General features: G+C 41.9%; 15 protein-coding genes and 1 pseudogene. 14 read left to right on the plus strand and 2 right to left on the minus strand.

Going from position 1 to position 18,172, the window contains the following annotated elements; all coding sequences use genetic code 11:
- Window positions 1-10: 10 nt before the first annotated feature.
- From ACGF5R_RS13150 to ACGF5R_RS13215, 14 genes are all read left to right on the plus strand, one after another.
- Entirely contained in the window at window positions 11-1,201 is a 1,191-nt protein-coding gene (locus ACGF5R_RS13150; protein WP_112876664.1) for a phage tail sheath C-terminal domain-containing protein, read from the plus strand.
- 13 nt (window positions 1,202-1,214) lie between these two features.
- Complete coding sequence (locus tag ACGF5R_RS13155) at window positions 1,215-1,673, plus strand: phage tail protein (RefSeq protein ID WP_112876558.1); 459 nt, start codon at window positions 1,215-1,217, stop codon at window positions 1,671-1,673.
- Window positions 1,670-1,849 carry a DUF5908 family protein gene (locus ACGF5R_RS13160; protein WP_112876559.1) on the plus strand — a complete coding sequence of 60 codons (180 nt, stop codon included), beginning with the start codon at window positions 1,670-1,672 and terminating at the stop codon, window positions 1,847-1,849. The genes ACGF5R_RS13155 and ACGF5R_RS13160 overlap by 4 nt, the downstream gene beginning before the upstream one ends.
- Window positions 1,836-2,519 (plus strand): hypothetical protein, encoded by a 684-nt coding sequence (locus ACGF5R_RS13165; RefSeq protein ID WP_112876560.1) that lies wholly within the window; start codon window positions 1,836-1,838, stop codon window positions 2,517-2,519. Before ACGF5R_RS13160 ends, ACGF5R_RS13165 begins: the two co-directional genes overlap by 14 nt.
- Window positions 2,516-4,117 (plus strand): phage baseplate assembly protein V, encoded by a 1,602-nt coding sequence (locus ACGF5R_RS13170; protein ID WP_387691196.1) that lies wholly within the window; start codon window positions 2,516-2,518, stop codon window positions 4,115-4,117. The genes ACGF5R_RS13165 and ACGF5R_RS13170 overlap by 4 nt, the downstream gene beginning before the upstream one ends.
- Window positions 4,118-4,129: 12 nt before the next feature.
- The gene (locus ACGF5R_RS13175; RefSeq protein WP_112876562.1) at window positions 4,130-4,573 is read left to right on the plus strand and encodes a GPW/gp25 family protein; all 444 of its coding nucleotides are present in this window, start codon (window positions 4,130-4,132) and stop codon (window positions 4,571-4,573) included.
- Window positions 4,570-4,986, plus strand: a complete 417-nt coding sequence (locus ACGF5R_RS13180) for a hypothetical protein (RefSeq protein ID WP_112876563.1) — start codon at window positions 4,570-4,572, stop codon at window positions 4,984-4,986. The genes ACGF5R_RS13175 and ACGF5R_RS13180 overlap by 4 nt, the downstream gene beginning before the upstream one ends.
- A gap of 85 nt (window positions 4,987-5,071) precedes the next feature.
- Window positions 5,072-7,807 (plus strand): hypothetical protein, encoded by a 2,736-nt coding sequence (locus tag ACGF5R_RS13185; protein WP_387691198.1) that lies wholly within the window; start codon window positions 5,072-5,074, stop codon window positions 7,805-7,807.
- Window positions 7,800-10,649: a hypothetical protein gene (locus ACGF5R_RS13190; protein WP_387691200.1), complete on the plus strand. Its 2,850-nt coding sequence runs from the start codon at window positions 7,800-7,802 to the stop codon at window positions 10,647-10,649. Before ACGF5R_RS13185 ends, ACGF5R_RS13190 begins: the two co-directional genes overlap by 8 nt.
- Before the next feature lie 89 nt (window positions 10,650-10,738).
- Window positions 10,739-11,686 carry a hypothetical protein gene (locus ACGF5R_RS13195; RefSeq protein ID WP_387691202.1) on the plus strand — a complete coding sequence of 316 codons (948 nt, stop codon included), beginning with the start codon at window positions 10,739-10,741 and terminating at the stop codon, window positions 11,684-11,686.
- Window positions 11,687-11,744: 58 nt separating this feature from the next.
- Entirely contained in the window at window positions 11,745-13,295 is a 1,551-nt protein-coding gene (locus tag ACGF5R_RS13200; protein ID WP_387691204.1) for a contractile injection system tape measure protein, read from the plus strand.
- Window positions 13,296-13,304: 9 nt separating this feature from the next.
- A complete protein-coding gene (locus tag ACGF5R_RS13205) occupies window positions 13,305-15,404 on the plus strand; it encodes an ATP-binding protein (RefSeq protein WP_387691206.1) in 2,100 nt (699 codons plus the stop codon).
- A 24-nt stretch (window positions 15,405-15,428) separates the two neighbouring features.
- On the plus strand, window positions 15,429-16,331 hold the full coding sequence (locus ACGF5R_RS13210) for a DUF4255 domain-containing protein (RefSeq protein ID WP_112876569.1): 903 nt from the start codon (window positions 15,429-15,431) through the stop codon (window positions 16,329-16,331).
- 174 nt (window positions 16,332-16,505) lie between these two features.
- On the plus strand, window positions 16,506-17,501 hold the full coding sequence (locus tag ACGF5R_RS13215) for a hypothetical protein (protein WP_387691208.1): 996 nt from the start codon (window positions 16,506-16,508) through the stop codon (window positions 17,499-17,501).
- A 6-nt stretch (window positions 17,502-17,507) separates the two neighbouring features.
- Here the strand turns inward: ACGF5R_RS13215 and ACGF5R_RS13220 are convergent.
- Both ACGF5R_RS13220 and ACGF5R_RS13225 read right to left on the minus strand, forming a co-directional pair.
- Window positions 17,508-17,666: pseudogene (locus ACGF5R_RS13220) on the minus strand (IS982 family transposase); the annotation flags it as partial.
- A gap of 88 nt (window positions 17,667-17,754) precedes the next feature.
- Window positions 17,755-18,024 carry a group II intron maturase-specific domain-containing protein gene (locus tag ACGF5R_RS13225; RefSeq protein ID WP_387691210.1) on the minus strand — a complete coding sequence of 90 codons (270 nt, stop codon included), beginning with the start codon at window positions 18,022-18,024 and terminating at the stop codon, window positions 17,755-17,757.
- Window positions 18,025-18,172: the final 148 nt, after the last annotated feature.

An 18,172-nucleotide genomic window follows, 5' to 3' on the forward strand; every position in this document is an offset into this window, starting at 1 on the left:
GATAATGCTAATGGAGATAAAACAGCCAAGCGTTACGATAACGGAAAACCTAATATCCCAAAAACCGGAGAATGCATTTATCGGCGTACCGGTCTTTATTGGTTATACCCGACCGGTTACAAACGAAAATACTAACGATAACATCACAATCAAACTAAACAGCCTGGCCGATTTTCCCCTGATCTGGGATAAGTCAGGGTTAATGTACTATTCCGTGCGCCACTTTTTTGAAAATGGCGGTCAGCAAGCTTATGTGCTGTCAGTAGGTTCTAACGAACCCTTAGAAAATTTTTCTTCCTTGATCAAAGCACTACAACAGGATTGGGTAAAACAAGCGATCTCCACAGAGAGTGAAATCACACTAATTGTTATTCCTGACATTGCCCACTTTAATCAGAGAGGCGATCCCAGTGCCAACATAGATCTTTGGTTACAGTTCTGGCAATCAGCGCTTGACCTTTGTCAAAGCCGACGCGGCATTATGGGATTACTGGATGCGCCAGATAACCCGGCACTGGCCGCCAAATGTTTAGCGCAGTTTTCTTCCAATGATCGACAATGGGGCGCCATATATTGGCCGGGGATTAACAGTGCCTATCAAGAAAACGGCCAACCTATTGTGCTTTCACCGACTGCGGCAGTGGCTGCCGTCATTCAGCGTAACGATAACCAAATGGCCGTCTGGCATGCACCCGCGAACGTCGCATTAGCTAAAGTGGTAAGCCCGGTACGCTCTTATATTGAAGCCGATGCGCTCTTTAATCGGGATGGCGCCTCGTTAAATCTGGTTCGCAGCTTCCCCGGCAAAGGCATTAAAATTTGGGGCTGTCGCACGCTGGAAAACATCCCCGGTTCTCCCTGGCGCTATATTCAGATCCGCCGTTTGGTTTCCTATATCGAAGCCCATATGACCCAATTGGGCCGAGCCTTTGTCTTTGAGCCGAATAACGCCATTACCTGGATGAAATTTAAAGGTCAGGCCCACAACTGGCTACGTCAGTTATGGCTAAAAGGTGGGCTACGAGGCACCCAAGAAGATCAAGCATTTGAAATATTACTGGGCGTTGACGAATCAATGAGTGAAGCGGATCTGCGGGCCGGGAAAATGATCATCAAGATCAGACTGGCCGTTTTAATTCCGGCGGAATTCATTGAGCTGAATCTGACATTTGATACCCGTACCGGTACCATACCTAGTTAAGCAGGGGCAAAACATGCATAACCTCTATACCCCGTCAGTATCACACCGTTTTATCGCCAGTTTTCTTTTTAACAATATCCCTAGCCCACTGGATATTGCCTTTCAGCGAATATCGGGCCTGAGCCGTGAACTGCAAACCACCCAATACAGTCAAGGTGGAGAAAACGCCAGAAACATCTGGCTGGCCGAGAAAATCCAGCATGGCAGTCTGCTTCTGGAACGCGGTGTTATGACAATCACACCGCTGACTTTGGTATTTGATCGCGTCCTGCGTGGTGAAAAAGCGGTCTATGCCGATGTTGTCATCATGTTACTGAATGAAAATGCGTTACCGGTGGCAAGCTGGACACTAAGTAATGCATTGCCGGTTAGCTGGTCTACGAGTGACTTTGATGCCAATAGCAATGCCGTTTTGGTGAACTCACTGGAATTACGTTATCAGGATATGCGCTGGTTAGGAGTGAAAATATGACCGTAGAAATTAAGGAACTGATTATTCAAGTCAAAGTCACCGATTCAGTGAACGATCTCGTCCCTCCACGGACGTTAGCTCAAGAAACGCTGGATAATGCCCGCCTGATTGAAATAGTGAAACAGGAAGTATTAGACGCATTGCGTGAAGCCGGAGGTCACTATGAGCTTAATTGAACGTAGCCTATCCAGACTCACACTCACCGCCTTCAAAGACCGGGAAGGTAAAGTCTCGGTAGGCAGTTTACAAGCCATGTATAACCCCGACGCCATCCAACTCGATTATCAGACTCGCTATCAACAAGATGAAAGCGTTAACAGTGCCAGTCAAAGCAGCCGCTATGTATTATCGCAACCTGCCGGCCTGTCATTGGCCCTGTTATTTGACGCCACAATGCCCGGCAATAACACGCCGGTAGAAACCCAACTAGCGACCCTGAAATCTTTGTGCGCAGTCGATGCCAGCACTCACGTCCCCCACTTCCTTAAAATCAAATGGGGCAAAATGCGCTGGGAAAACAAAGGCTATTTTGCCTGCCGAGCCAGCGGCCTTGCGATTAATTACACCCTATTCGATCGTGATGCGACTCCATTGCGGGCTAGCGCCACCTTATCCTTAGTCGCAGACGAAAGCTTGGTTATTCAAGCCACCGAGCACCAATTAAAATCACCGCCCGTTACCGCAGTCAGCGTAACCGATATGATCTCCCTGCCCTTGATTGCCTTAGGTGCTGGCGCCTCTCTGGCTGGCGGCATTGATTATCTCTCCCTCGCCTGGCAAAACGACCTGGATAATCTTGATGACTTCACTCCCGGTCAAACACTGCAAGCGCAGGGGGATGAATGAAGATACCCGCAATAACCATTAAAATAGATGGAAAAACACTCAACCAATTCTCTGTCATCACGCTTACTGTCAACCATCACATCAATGGTATCCCTTCGGCCAACATCACTCTAAACATAGCTGGTGATGCCAGCCAAATTTTTGATGCCAGGGCACAGGCTGAGCTGGCAAACTGCCGTCCAAATCATGAACTTATCGTGCAGTTCGAAAAAACGGTATTGTTTAAAGGGATCATTGTTCGGCAAACGCTGAGGCTAAAAGGTCAAGACAGCCTAATTACCCTGACGGCCAAGCATGCGCTACAAAAACTCACTCATGGCCTCCATTCGCAACTATTCAGCCAACAAAGTGATGAGGCGATTATCAGAAAGTTATTCAGCCAAATAGGTATAACCGCAACGATAAAACAAGCACCTCAACTTAAAACAGTGCATGAACAAATGGTGCAGTTCCGTTGCAATGACTGGGCCTTTTTAAAAAATCGGCTGCTGGCCACGAATACCTGGCTGCTGCCTGGTAATGAGACGATCACACTGATTACGCCGAAAGCGCTTAATCAATCAACCGTGCATACTGTTCGTCAGCGGGCCAACGATCAGGACATTGTGCTGTTTGAAGCGAATCTACAATGGGACAACCAATATAGCCCTAAAACGGTGAGCGTACACTCTTGGGACATTACCCAACAAAAACTATCTCAGGCAATTCAAGCAAAAAACAGCGGCCTTGGCGGTGGTCAACTTGCCATAGATGGCCTGTCAGATCTGACCAATCAAGACTGGCAATGGACTTTCAGCTACCCGCTGGATAATGAACAAGCCAGACATCTTGCTCAAGGCATCATGGATAACCGGCGAAGTCATAACATATCCGGCAATGTTGAAGTCGAAGGCAATGATCGTTATCAGCCGGGGGATATTCTGGCATTAAGCGGCTTTGGGCAAGGGATGGATGGTCAAGCCATTATCACTGGCGTGAGCCAAACGATTTCTCAGCGACAAGGCTGGCGTACCCGGTTAATACTCGGCTTATTGCCGGAAACGGAACAGGCTGTACCGCCAGTAAAAGAGCTACACATCGGCATTGTGGAAAAATACCAACAAGACCGCCAATCATCGGACCGTATTCCCGTCAGGATACCGGCCCTAAACTTAACTAATGGGGTACTTTTCGCCCGTTTAGGTAAACCTTACGCCAGTCATGAAAGCGGATTTTGCTTCTACCCGGAACCGGGGGATGAGGTGATTATCGGTTTCTTTGAATGCGATCCGCGCTTCCCGGTGATATTAGGCGCGATGCACAACCCTAAAAATAAATCCCCGCTAGAGCCGAGTGAAAAAAATCCGATAAAAACCTTAGTGATTAAACAAGGAAATAATCAGCAAGCATTAGCCTTCGATAATCAAAATAAAACCCTCGCATTGAATAGCGGAAAAAATACCGTATCTCTGCAACAGGATAAAGATATCACGCTTAATTCAACTAAGAATCTCATTACTCATGCGCAAGAAATTAAAATAGAGGCTGAAAAATCCCTCTCTGCCGCTGGAAAATCCGGAGTTGATATTAAAGGGGCTAAAATTAACCTAACACAATAACAAGGCAATAAGATGACAAATAAAATATTGACCGATATTTATGGTCGCGGCTGGGCATTTCCACCACAGTTTTTTATCAATGATAACCCGCCTGAAATACAATCTGGCGTCATCATGGCTGAGGGAGCAGAAAATGTCCGCCAAAGTGTGAATATTCTTTTTCTCACTGAACCCGGCGAACGGATTATGCGTGAAGACTATGGCTGTGGTCTGAATGATTATCTGTTTGCCAATATCAGTGATGAATTGATGGCAGAAATTCAAACCCGTATTGAAGAACGGGTATTACGCTATGAACCGCGCGCGGAAATTACCGAGATTCAAGTGAACCAGAGAACAAACTTGCCCAACACTCTACATGTTCAGGTTACCTATGCGTTGAGAGGCAGCGACATCAGCCAACAGATTGAAGGCGTCCTTGAGGTTAATGAGGGTCTGGTACGGGTGAGCTTATGAGTAAACAACTGGTAGTTGATGGCGACAACCTGCTATTCGAACCGTTGTTTGGCAACCGGCAAGTCACAATTCTGGGGCCTGCAACCATTCGAGGCAGCGGACACGCCAAAATCCAAGGCAAAAAAATCGTTATTGTGGGTGACGAAAAAACAGTACAGCTTCAAGCGCAATATATTACCCCTAGCCATCCGGTACCCGGCATGGGCATAGTCACCATTGCTCAATTAGATACCAACCAGCAGGTAAACTTTTGCCGCACTCCCGCCACAGTGATTATTGTCGGGCAACAATTTACTGCCCGTTTCACCCCGACGCAACCGGCAAATAATCCATCGAGTGGCCCCGATGTGACAACGCCGAGTATGGGAAAAGGCCGTTTTATTGCCAGTCAATATACTGTCAGTGCCGGATAAATAACCGCTTCAACTTTATTTTTAAATAACAACGATCTCCTGAAAAACTATCAGGAATATATTCAAATAACAGGTGGTAATAAATATGGGACAGGCCGAGTTAGACAATAAACTCTCTGCTATTGTGCCAGATACTGAATTTAAACTTGATGAAAGAAGTACGCTGGATATTTTAAACTGGCTTAAAGAATACACCGCAATCATCCCTTTCGATCAAGAGAAAAAACAGTTCTGGGATAGTTTTTACTTTATTCAAGAAAATAGTCCTCAGCAACTAGCTGATATTTACCAACACGCTAACAAAGCGGATGGACTTTTACCAGCACATCAAGTTTTTGTACTGGCTTTTTTAAAACTATTAGAAACAACCAACCGATTATTGAATACCTTCCCGGCCCGTCATCGTGATCTTTACTATCGGCAATTATTGGGCCTAAAACCCAGAAGTGCGCAAGCGGATAGTGTTGCCATCGGCATTACCCTGAACACGAATAACGCGGAATTTCTGGTACCACAAGGCACCCTGTTTGATGCCGGACAGGATAGCGCCGGAAACCCGTTACAATATGCGTCAGACATGGATTTATTGGCGAATCAAGGGGAGCTAACCGACTTACGTTGGTATCGAAAAAACGGTGACAACGGCTGGCAATCGGCAATACCTTTTAACCTTTCGGATAACATTGCATTACCTGAAAATGGCATTCAACTTTTTAGCCCAACAGCCAATGATGTGCCAGTGCTATCCGGTTATCTGATCACCTCATCTTTACTTGCTATGTCCGCTGGAGAACGTCATATCACATTGACGCTGGAAAACGATTGGGAAGGTCAAGCTGAATACCTCACCGCTAAAATCAGTGCAGAAGATCACTGGTTATCGTTGTCGGTAAAACTTATCGACAAAAAGAATATTGAGCTTAAATTATCATCCACTGACGATCCTATCAGCCCGCCAGATAACCTTGATGGCATGACATTCGACTCACCGGTATTAACATTAGGCACTACTCAGAAGCCCATGTTGCCCAAAATTACCGGCATTGAGATCAATATTAACGGCAACCGTAATGTGCACTATGACTCTGACAGTGGTATTGAACAAACGGATACCACCAGCTTCCCCTTTGGTCAATCGCCATTGCTAGGCTCCGGTTTTAATCTGATCGCTCCAGAATGGTATGGTTCCGAAAATGCAACGCTTTCCCTGACTCCTCAATGGATTGGCTTGCCCACAATGAGTTTTAAAGCATGGTATAAAGGGTACACTCCTGAACCTGATAATAGCGCGTTTAAAGTCCAAGGCTATTTAGTTACACCTCAAACGAGAGAAAAACTTAATGAGGCTCAACCATTATTTAGTGGAGATAAAGAACCGCAAGGGCAAAGCCTGAAATTTACCTTACCGAAAATGGAGTACCCTCTCGCAGACAGCCCATCCCCCAATGACTGGCCTGCGTCAGTACGCATAGAATTGGCGGGACAAGATTTTATGCATGCCCAATATTGGCAAAATCCTACCGGCAAAAACGTCCCCTATACTCCACAAATCAGTGCCTTGCAGATTCAATTCTGTGCCAAAATTAAACCCGAGCAATTCACCATCTATCCTCTGACTCCTTTTGGTTGGGGGAATGCAAACACAGAAACGCCAACACTCATTCACGAAGCATTCTACTTAGGCTTTACGGGTGTATTGCCGGGGCAAACTTTATCTCTCTATTGGCAATTAGTCGGTTTTAAGGCGCTCAATTTATCCTGGTTTTACCTCAACACTAGCAATAACTGGAGCAAATTGGATAAATTAGTTGATGATAAAACTCATCACCTATTTGACCGGGGTATCTGGCGCACCTTATTGCCACAAGATGCTTCAAATCAGGCCGCCCTGATGCCGACGGGACGATACTGGCTAAAAGCAGTGATAACTGATCAGACTGATTCTCAGGATTACCCACGTATTAAGGGCCTGCTATATAACACCACCACTGCCACCTTAATCAAGACAGAAACCATTGAACAAGATCACTTTATCAACGGATTAACCGCCAACAGCATTAAACAACCGGTCAACGCATCTGTTGCAATCAGTAGCGTCACACAACCCTGGGCCTCCTGGAACGGTCGTCCACAAGAAACCGAACAATCCTTCCTGACACGCATCCCTGCCCGCTTGTCCCACCGTAACCGGGTACTTAGCTGGGGAAATATTGCCACCTTACTGAAAGATCATTTTGTCAGCTTATTTGATGTCCAATACCCCTCCGTCAATGAATTAACCCAAATTCCGGCACCGGAAATACAACGACTGATTGTGATCCCTGACAGCCGTTATAAAGATAACGGTGATGCATTACGGCCAACGCTAAACCCGGCTCGATTGACAGAGATGGTCGATTGGTTAGCTCGACTCAGCAGCCCTTGGACAACCATTGAAATTAGCAATCCCACCTACATTGATGTCCAGATCCACTATCAACTGGTGTTTGCCCCGGGCGTTAACCCTGACTACGGTCATCATCAGCTACAACAAGAACTAAGCCGAAAATACATGCCGTGGGGAGAAAATACCGCTATTGGCGTCACAACCGGCAATCGCATTGACTACTACCCCTTGTTAGCCACCATCCAACAATCCCCTCTGGTAGAACGCGTCACTGACTTAAGCATGACAGTAGCCAACCGCTTCACCAATGCCGTGGGTGCCAGTACCGTGGGTGAAAATGCCGTGGGTAAAAGTATCGAGGCTGCCGATAACGAGGTGCTGATTCTAGTCTGGCCTGATGACACTTCCCCAAACCAAGGAGTTGATCATGAATAATCAGGATGCGCTATTCCCCATTGTGAAAGACGACATTACCTTTGACACCTTACTCTCGCAGGCCAAAGCGGTTATTGAGCAGCAAGCGGGCCAATGTTGGAGCAATACCAGCGAAAGTGATCCCGGAATCACCTTACTAGAAGCGTGCTGCTATGGTGCTTCCGATCTGGCCTATCGTCATTCACTGCCACTCAGGGATCTGCTTACCCCGAAAAAAGAGGAACAGCCTCCCAGTGACGGTATTTTCCCGCAAGAGTTTGGACCACAGCAAATGCTGACCTGTGGACCGATTACCGCGGAGGATTATCGCCGGGCTTTGCTGGACCTGCATAGTAGCGACGCCGTTAGTGAAAAAAGCACAAGTTATTTTTTCTTTAACGATGTACAGCTTATTCGCGAACCTGAAAATCAACGTTATGAATACTGGTATAACAAAGAAAAACGTGAATACAGTTTTACTTCAACCCCGAATAGCGAACGGTTAACGTTAAGAGGAAATTATTGGCTCTATTTACTCCCCAGTCGGGAAACTGAAAATAACAAAGCTGCCGCTCAGAAAAGTTTGCAGACTTTCCTGAAAAATAATCGTAACTTGGGGGAATCCGTCAGCCATATTATCTGGCTACAACCCACCGATTTTCCTCTACAAATTGACATTGAACTTGATGATGATGTCAACGATATCGCTGGCATATTTGCTCAAGTTTATATGACAGCGGAAAATATGGTGCAGGCAAAGCCCGAACGTTATACCACGCAGACCATAAAAGATCAGGGTTACAGTAACGAAGAGATATTTGCCGGCCCCTATTTACATCACGGCTGGATACCGACATTACCGCAAGCCAAAGATTACACCAGCGCTACCGTATTAAATTTAAGCCATTTGGTTAACCAATTACTGACGATTAAAGGAGTACAAAACGTCACCCAATTAGCCCTCACTCAGCACGATGAAATAATTTCTCCGTTACCGAACGATAATTGGTCCTGGGAAATCGCCCAGGGATATTACCCCAGATTATGGGGCAGCGATCCACTGGCATTAATTACCTCATCAGACAGCCCACTCACCATTACCGCCAAAGGTGGAATTAATATTATCGTTTCCAAACAACAAATAGAGGAAAAAATCGTTGCCGATCCGCTAATTAATACACAGCCGGAATTATTAAATTGGGGAAAACATCGAAAAGTCCTGGATTACTATCCGGTAAGCAATAAATTACCCGCTTGCTATGGGTTACAGACCTATGCCAATAGCCAACAACAAGTACAATTACACCAATTTATGCTGCCGTTCGAACAGATGCTGGCTAATGGCTGCGCCGAACTCAACTTGTTGCCAAAACTATTGACGTTTAAACAACGGGGAAATAACGTTTACGGTGTTCAATGGCCTTTCAAAGCTGATACGGTCAGTCAGCAAGTCCATCAAAACATAGAATCTGATTTGATAGCAAAACTCAACAATGATTCACAAATCTCTCATGAAAGTGTTATTCAAACCAAAAACTATGCAAAAGAGCTGACAATTGTAGATTATCTGTTGGGTTATTTTGGTACTCAGCGCGCAGCCCGGCCACTTACACTAGATTTACTGGATTTCTTATCTACTCAACGGGGATACCTAGCTCAACAACCTGAACTGGCCTATCAACGTAACAATATTCGTATCGATAAGGTGTCAGCACTCCAGAAACGTATCGCTGCCCGGCTAGGTCTGGGCGGAGAGTGTTTTAGTGAAACACCTAATCTGGCTAACTTGCCTTTCTATCTGATTGAACATCGCCAACTCTTACCGGTAAAACCTGATAAAGCATTTGATACCGAGCAAAAACCTGATTCGCTAACGATTGAAGGCGATCAGTTAAAAATTACCCAGCAAGGTACAGCAGGCCGGTTACTGCAAGGACAGGTAATAAATCTCATTGTCTATGAAGGTGATAACAAACTGGTATTGCGTGGTCAAATGATTACAGATGTCACAGAAGATACCTTCTCTCTTAATATCAGTAACAGCAGCGAACTGGAGCGCAATCTGAGCAGAGTACAACAGGCATTTGAACAAGATAAACTGCGCTGGCTAAACAGTCCGGTATGGCTGGAAGATATGGATTATCAACTGGTTTATACCGATCAAACCTATCAAAGTGATATTGAAGATGAACGCTGGATCACTTCCAGCACTCAAAGCCCCTTTCCAGCGATGATCGAAGAAGAAGATGAAATTACACTGAAATATGTCATTACCCCATCCAAACCAACCCAAGAAGCTAATTATGAACTCAAGGCAACAATAGTTAAATTTGATCGCATTCAAGGAAAGATACTCATTAAACGCAGTAAAGACTCATCAGGTAATTTTCCACCAGAAGCAGAAGCATGGCGCTATCGTTGGTATTTCTCCAGCGAAAAATATGCTTTAGCCGATCGCTTTTCATTCGTGGTCAGTGTAGTGATTAATCGCCAACTCATTGAGAATGAAGGTGTTGATCCTTATAAATTGGAATCTTGGGTGAAAACCGAAATTTTAGCTGAGTTTCCCGCCCATCTTTCCATGATTATTCACTGGCTGTCACTGGAACATTTTAATAACTTTGCCAGTACCTATAAACGTTGGCAAAATAATGGCGCTCCTTTAGGAGACGAGGCATATAACATTTTAGAAACCTTAACCTTGGGAAGAGTACCTTCCGCGGTAACAGGTATTGGTAGTATGCGAATCGCTACCGCACAGCAGCGTATTAAGGTAATTGGTGAATCTGGAACTGAATGGAATACAGAAGTCATTATCAGCAATCAATTATTATATGTACCCTATTCTAGTAAAAATATTTAAATACTGACATTTTAAAATTTTCAGATTTAACCTGCGAACGAGAAATCAAGAAAAATAGAATTATTTGATATTATATACAAGGTGATAAAATGGCAAATAAAGATAACCCATCTAATTCAGAAAACAATTTAGAAAATGCTAATATTAAATCAACCGGTCCTTCAACAAATGATCTAAAAAGCCGTTTTAAAGAAGGCAGTATTCCCCTACAAACCGATTATTCTGACCTGATTGATATTGCTGACATTGGCCGCAAAGCAACCGGGCAAGCCCCCGGACAATCAGGAGAACCTGGTGATGGTTTAAGTTTGACGGATAATGGAACTTTACAGACAGTTGTTAATTCAACTGGCGGACTGCATTTTGATAAAAAAGCGTTAGCAATTAAACCTTACGATGGGATTAACGTTGATAATAATGGTGTTTCAGTCAAAGCAGGTAGCGGAATCATTGTTGATTCAAGCGGTGTCAGTATTGATTCCAATAATGTACTCCCCAAAGGGATAATTGTGATGTTTTCTGGTAGTGATATTCCTGATGGTTGGGCGCTGTGTGATGGTAAGAATGGCACGCCAGATTTAATCGATCGATTTATTTTAGGCGGTAAAGTTTCCGATATTAATAAAAATAATGGAAAAAAAGCTTCTGGTCTTTTTGCTAATAATAAGCAATTTAAAATAAGTACTACTAATAAAGAACTGACAATCACCATAAAAGGTACAAAACTGTCCCTGGATCAAATACCAGAGCATCAACATATAGGAGGAATGGCTTACTTTAGCCGAGAAGGTGCAAGATATAATTTGGATCAACCTCATGAAACTGTCCCCAGACAACTTGACAATAACCCTAATTCTTACGATTTTACAAGCTACATAACAAAAAACGGCAGAAGCCTTTTTGTAGAAGCGGACAATTATCCTTATTACTTCTACACCTCTAATGCCGGTAATGGTAATGAACATACCCATAATGTTGATGCGAGCGCTAATATTATCCCCCCTTATTATATTCTGGCATTTATTATGAAGATTTAATTCCATAAATACAGATCTAAACTATCTATTATTTGCTAATCATCAAGGATATATTGATATGACTTCGGAGCTAAATCTGTTAAATCGGATTACCATTACTATTGAAGCTAACAATCAACAGGTGGCTAAAACAGTATTGCATAGCTCCCTACTTAATCAAGCCAATATAAATAGCTTATTCAATACATTCTTTACTCAACATCCTATTAATCAGGATATATATCTAGAAACATTGACTTTAGATCTTGGTGAAATAAGCTTACATAACTTCAATTCAGTGTTTCCACGCCAGCTTAATATGGCTTTAAATAAAGCGCTAAATCAATATCAAACAAATCATCAAGAAAAAATTAGTTTGAATGAACCTATACCAAATGAAATTATCCACAACCCTATTTTATTTGGCGATTATAGCCCAATCAATGCAGAGAAATTTATTCACACTTTATATCAAAAAGACTCGACATTAGATAAAATGGAGGCAATAATAAATAGTAAAAATAGTGATATTAAACATTTAACTAACCAAATAATTCAGATAAAGAGCAAGCTAGCATTATTATTGGCAAAAAGCTGTTTATCTGAACCGAGCCTAAAACAACTCTTGGCAATCAAACAATCCACTTTATTAAACGCCATCAATTACAGATTATCTGAAAGAGCAAACAGACCACAATACCGGGAGGAGTTTATCTCCCCCGGGCAATTGATACTCAATGCACTGGGATACATGCAACGACACAATACACAGGAAATACCTAAACTTGATGTGAAAGTCATATCACGCATCACAACTGAACTGAATAACGGTAAACTCAATGCAACACCTATTATTGAATTATTTCACCAAATTATCACTCACCCGCTTCCATTAAATAGTTGGTTAAAACATCTTTGGCAAACTATTCCTGTTTCACAACTCTGTAAAAAATATTTATCAGTTAATGAATACTCGTACTTATCAGAATACTTCATTTCAAATAAATTAAATAAAAATAAATCTGACGCAGAATCTGCGCCAGATAACACTTTCATTACAGGAGTCAATAACAATAACCCGCTTCAAACAATTAACCTGCCACACGCCAAAACCGTTTTATTACCTGAATCGCGCCAAGTCAATAATGCCGGTATATTAATTCTATGGCCGGTGCTGTCCACACTATTTAATCATCTTGACCTACTTAAGGAGAAAAAATTTATCCATCGTCAGGCCCAGTTTAGTGCCGTCAATTTCCTTAATTACCTGATTTGGGAAAACGAAGAAACACCGACAGAACGAAAAATGCTGAATAACGTTCTATGTGGGTTAATAGCTGATGAAAATAGTGAATCAATCTCTATTGAACCAGAAAAACAATTAATAACCACACAATGGCTGGATGCTATTATCACCCAACTTCCTGCCTGGAAAAAACTAAGCCGCAATGACGTTCGACAATTATTCTTACAACGTCCGGGTGAATTGCGAATCAATGAACAGGAAATCAATATTACGATACAACAACAACCATTTGACATACTATTAACCGATTGGCCGTGGCCATTAAATATCGCCAAATTCTCCTGGCTAGATCGCCCTTTAAGGATTGACTGGCAAAACATTTAAAAGGTTTATATGGATTACCTGCTAACAAATAATCACGGTGAACTTCAACCTATAACCCCTGAATTCCGCTGGCTTTATTCCCATCTGGAACGGATTGACCTGCGATTGCAGCACTATTATTACCAGAAAAGAGACAGATACGATTCATTGCCGGAGAGTTTTTTACTTGCCGAAGATGAAATAGAACAACGTCTGGCAGAACCATTCGGTGTTCCTCACTGGCTACCTAAAGCAGATAAGACTATTCACTGCTCAGAAACAACCGAGGAACCCCCTGCCTTTGATCCAATATCACTCCTGGTCGAACGTTTTGAACTCACTGAATTTGAACGTGATACCTTGTTGTTAGGTTTATTGCCCCATTTTGACAGTCGTTATCATTCACTATTTTCTGCTCTAAATGGCAATAGTAAAAAACAGTGGCCTAGTTTTGCTTTAGCAATTGAATTATTTAGCCAACGCCAAAGTGATTGGCAATTACTACAAAACAGCTTGTTACCACAAACACCGTTAATTAACAGCCACCTATTACAGCTCAATAACTACCAAGAATCGGTCTGGTTACAAACGCAATTTTTAACCCACAGTGCTATCTGGCATTTTTTATCAGGCCAGCGGGTTATTTTACCTCCTCTAACAACCTGTGCTTATTGGAGCATTCCTGCCTCGCAAAATTGGTACCCACCAATTCTTTATGATTCACTGGAAAAGATATTATTGAATGAAACCAACGAGATTCTTCCACTGGTAATACTTAGAGGAAAACAGGACAGTGCCAAAGAATTAGCAGTAATCAATATTATGGCTTCTCATGATATCAATACGTTAACTCTTGATTTAGCCCGTCTGCCAGATGACGAGAACCCAACTGAAATAGCTAACTTGCTGGCAAATGCAATACGGGAAGTCCGTCTACACGATGCTTGTTTATTAATCTGCAGCTTCTCTTTATTGACGCAAGAAAAGAAAATATGGCATAACGAATTATCCACCCTACTCAATCAACCTAAATTACGCGTAATTTGTCTGGCAGAACCACAAGATTCATTAATGTGGATTAAACATCTACCAATGGTACAAATTAATATGCCAGCACTCACTGTGGCGGATAGAAAAACCATGCTGCAAGCAAATTTACCGGATAATATCACTCAGAAAATCAATATGACTCAGCTATGTCAGCGTTTTTCATTTACAGCAGAAACATTACCACTCATTATTAAAGAAGCATATCAATATCAAATACTCCGGCAACCAACAGGCCAATTAGAAGAAACCGATCTACGTAAAGCATTAAATTTCCGCGCTCAACAGAATTTTGGCAAATTAGCCCAACGAATCACCCCCAAACGCAGCTTTAAAGATTTAGTGATTTCAGATGCCTTAGCGCAGCAATTAAAAGAAATTATCGCCGCCATTCATTACCGTGACCAAATTCTGGCGACCGGCTTTCAGGAAAAAATAGGTTATGGTACCGGTATTAGCGCACTATTTTACGGCGAATCAGGAACCGGAAAAACAATGGCCGCAGAAGTGATTGCCGAACAGCTTGGTGTCGATCTGATTAAAGTCGATCTCTCTACCGTGGTGAATAAATATATTGGCGAAACGGAAAAGAATATCGCGCATATTTTCGATTTAGCCGAAGCCGATTCTGGGGTGCTATTTTTTGACGAAGCTGATGCCTTATTTGGTAAGCGCAGTGAAACTAAAGATGCCCAAGACAGACATGCCAATATTGAAGTTTCTTATCTGTTACAACGATTAGAAGATTATCCGGGATTAGTCATTTTAGCCACCAATAATCGCAGCCATTTGGATAACGCGTTTAATCGCCGTTTTACCTTTATTACCCGTTTTACTTATCCCGACGAAACATTACGTAAAAAAATGTGGCAAATCATTTGGCCGAAACAACTTAAATTATCCGACGAAATTAATTTTGACCATCTGGCTAAACGAACTGACCTAACAGGAGCGAATATCAGAAACATTGCCTTATTATCATCAATATTATCAGCAGATGATAACTGTGATAAAATTGAAAATGAACATATAGAACGGGCTGTGATACTTGAATTAAACAAAACTGGCAGATTGGTATTTTAACCATTTCATAAAATTGGAGATAATATGACAACAATAATTGCTTCCGACAATGCTATTATTGAAATTAACAAGGCATTAAATACTATTTTATCCCTGTATTTAAATACTAAAGAGAATAACATCGATATTCGTTTTGACCTACCCGAAATTAATTCTATTCAATCAGAACCGACGGTCAGTGTATTTCTTTATGAAATACATGAAGATCTACAATTACGATCTGCTGAGGCAAGACGTTATAACCCGACAACCAGCACATTATTACCGGGATGGGTCAATATCAATTGTAACTATTTAATCACTTACTGGGATGCTAATAAACCCTCAAGTGATAGCTCTAGCCCAGATAGCCAACCGGATAATCAGGCGGCACAAATCATGACACGGGTTTTAAATGCATTAATAAATAATCGCCAATTAACTGGTATTCCCGGTGCATATACTCGGGTTATTCCACAACAGGAAAATTTAAACAGTCTGGGTAACTTTTGGCAAGCGCTGGGTAATCGCCCGCGCCTCTCTTTACTCTATTCTATTACCGTGCCAATGAAGCTGCAAAATATTGAAAATAGTATCATACCCATTAGCCAAATATCCGCTACTGTAGATCAAAAATCTAGCCTGGACAGTTCACAAATAAATCAAGCCCTGACAGATAAATTATGTGCCGACTTAGGCGGTACAGAAGATGCTCGCCTTGCCCTTAATAAAGTGAATCTGATCACTCAATCCGCCACAGACAATAATGATAGTCATGAAAATAAAAACATTATTCTTGAGGTTTCGGGCATTACCTATTCAACTTATTTACCTAAAATAAAAGATATCCTTTCCATATGGGTAAAAAGTCAAGAAGCTATTATTAGGGTAAATGGGATAAACATTATTATCTCAAAAGAGGATTCTGAAAAATTGATCGGAATTTAAAATTATTTTTTAACTATTCTCTTCATCAACAGGATGACAAACAATCTCCTATCTATTAATTGGTATTCTATATAAAATATTTTATTAATAAATTCAATTTTTTATTTTATCGAATGAATCTTATAGATAAATATTACCAATATTTTTCTTATCATAAAACCATTAGGTGATAATATGCCAAAAAATAAACACAGTGAAAATAAAAACCATCTTAAAAATAGAGCAAAAGAGCTGCCAATACAGTCAAATCATTCTATTAATGATGATATAGACAGTGCTCCGTTAGAAATCGGGTTGGATTTAGATACCATAATGGGAAATAGTTCTGTTAGCTTAGATCAAATTCAGGACTATGAATTCTGGAAAGAAAACATTTCTGAATATTACAAATGGATGGTTGTGGTCAAAGGTCACTTAACACAATTAGACTGGACCTTAAAATCAATGGACTCCCCTGAATCTGCTGGAAATAATGTGGCTAAAAATATAGGGACAACTGCACTACAAACACTATTAAGTACCGGAAGCAGTATAGCCGGCGGCGCTATTGGCGGCGCTATAGGAAGTGTTATAGCACCAGGTGTCGGCACTATAGCGGGCTCGGGTATTGGCGCATTAGCCGGAACAGGATTAAATTACCTTAATGATACAGCTATTGGAAAATTAAATAAAAAGCTGAAGGTAGCTCACCCTTACCCTAAAACAAGAAACATGATAATCGATATCAACAATTACGATAAAAACCCCATCACTAAAGCAATAAAAAAGACATTCAATAAAGAGAATCTAAAAGTCACCGCAGGAAGTTTATTAACATCAGAAATTATGAAAAAATTACTACCAATAAAAATCCCTGCTTATAAACTTGCTGATCTGGCTATATCACACCATAGGGCATTAGAAGGATTGAGTGATGATAAAACCAGACACATATTAGATTTTACCAATAGTATTCGTGAAGTTCTCAATGAAAGCCACTCTGATGCGGTCGCATTTATGCGTGAAAACTATGGCGACAATGCAATGGGTCTTTCTGGGCTATCTTCTAAAATAATGAGGAAAAAATTAACCTTAGATACAATGGTAAGGACAAAAAACAAAATAGAAATTAAAATTAACAGTGTTAATAAACAAGTATTAAAACTTTCCTCATACAACAGAAATGAATAATTAACCTCAGCTTCGTTTAAAAATAGCGATATCACAATCCCGTAAATTCAAGCTCGGTTTTTTAGGTTGGAATGTATAAGCAATTAAGCCCGCGACGATTTCCAATAAAAAACTGAGCTGACTGCGGTGTCTTGAATGCGCTATCTGAGAAATATTTTTGAGCTGATCCACGACCGGTTGAGTAGGCCACAGGAACTACCCCCGCAGCCTCTCGCAGAACGGTACGTGAGCCTCTCGACTCATACCGCTCCCATCAGGCAAACACGCCTGTCATTCCTACCCGCCAATGGGCAAACAGCCCCTTATGCTGCTTTGCGATCCTTTGAAGCAGTTTTGAGGCTTGGGTTTTGTGTCTGCTCAGTGCCTTGAACTTTCTCCTGGCCCAGCGCACCAGCGCTTTGTTGAGTTGCCTGAAGACCTTATACAGTTCCGATCGGCAAAATTGCCCATAATAATTCAACCAGCCATTGATTATGGGGTTTAGCCAGTTTGCCAGTTGTATCAGGTTCAGTTCTGTCCGCATTCGGATCTTCAACTTACGGATTTTGAATCTCATGGCTTTTTTGGGCCGCTTTGCTGACTGCCGGTGTAAAACTCACAAACAAACTGTTTCTTTTACGGTTCTTGACCCACCTTGGTCTGAACGTATATCCAAGAAAATCAAAACAGGT

Source organism: Photorhabdus sp. RM71S, assembly GCF_042879355.1.
In the GTDB taxonomy this organism is placed as follows: Bacteria; Pseudomonadota; Gammaproteobacteria; order Enterobacterales; family Enterobacteriaceae; genus Photorhabdus; species Photorhabdus kayaii.

Coding starts and splice junctions, on each gene's coding strand:
- ACGF5R_RS13150 (WP_112876664.1), top strand. CDS start 11: ATGGAGATAAAACAGCCAAGCGTTACGATAACGGAAAACCTAATATCC.
- ACGF5R_RS13155 (WP_112876558.1), top strand. CDS start 1,215: ATGCATAACCTCTATACCCCGTCAGTATCACACCGTTTTATCGCCAGT.
- ACGF5R_RS13160 (WP_112876559.1), top strand. CDS start 1,670: ATGACCGTAGAAATTAAGGAACTGATTATTCAAGTCAAAGTCACCGAT.
- ACGF5R_RS13165 (WP_112876560.1), top strand. CDS start 1,836: ATGAGCTTAATTGAACGTAGCCTATCCAGACTCACACTCACCGCCTTC.
- ACGF5R_RS13170 (WP_387691196.1), top strand. CDS start 2,516: ATGAAGATACCCGCAATAACCATTAAAATAGATGGAAAAACACTCAAC.
- ACGF5R_RS13175 (WP_112876562.1), top strand. CDS start 4,130: ATGACAAATAAAATATTGACCGATATTTATGGTCGCGGCTGGGCATTT.
- ACGF5R_RS13180 (WP_112876563.1), top strand. CDS start 4,570: ATGAGTAAACAACTGGTAGTTGATGGCGACAACCTGCTATTCGAACCG.
- ACGF5R_RS13185 (WP_387691198.1), top strand. CDS start 5,072: ATGGGACAGGCCGAGTTAGACAATAAACTCTCTGCTATTGTGCCAGAT.
- ACGF5R_RS13190 (WP_387691200.1), top strand. CDS start 7,800: ATGAATAATCAGGATGCGCTATTCCCCATTGTGAAAGACGACATTACC.
- ACGF5R_RS13195 (WP_387691202.1), top strand. CDS start 10,739: ATGGCAAATAAAGATAACCCATCTAATTCAGAAAACAATTTAGAAAAT.
- ACGF5R_RS13200 (WP_387691204.1), top strand. CDS start 11,745: ATGACTTCGGAGCTAAATCTGTTAAATCGGATTACCATTACTATTGAA.
- ACGF5R_RS13205 (WP_387691206.1), top strand. CDS start 13,305: ATGGATTACCTGCTAACAAATAATCACGGTGAACTTCAACCTATAACC.
- ACGF5R_RS13210 (WP_112876569.1), top strand. CDS start 15,429: ATGACAACAATAATTGCTTCCGACAATGCTATTATTGAAATTAACAAG.
- ACGF5R_RS13215 (WP_387691208.1), top strand. CDS start 16,506: ATGCCAAAAAATAAACACAGTGAAAATAAAAACCATCTTAAAAATAGA.
- ACGF5R_RS13225 (WP_387691210.1), bottom strand. CDS start 18,024: ATGCGGACAGAACTGAACCTGATACAACTGGCAAACTGGCTAAACCCC.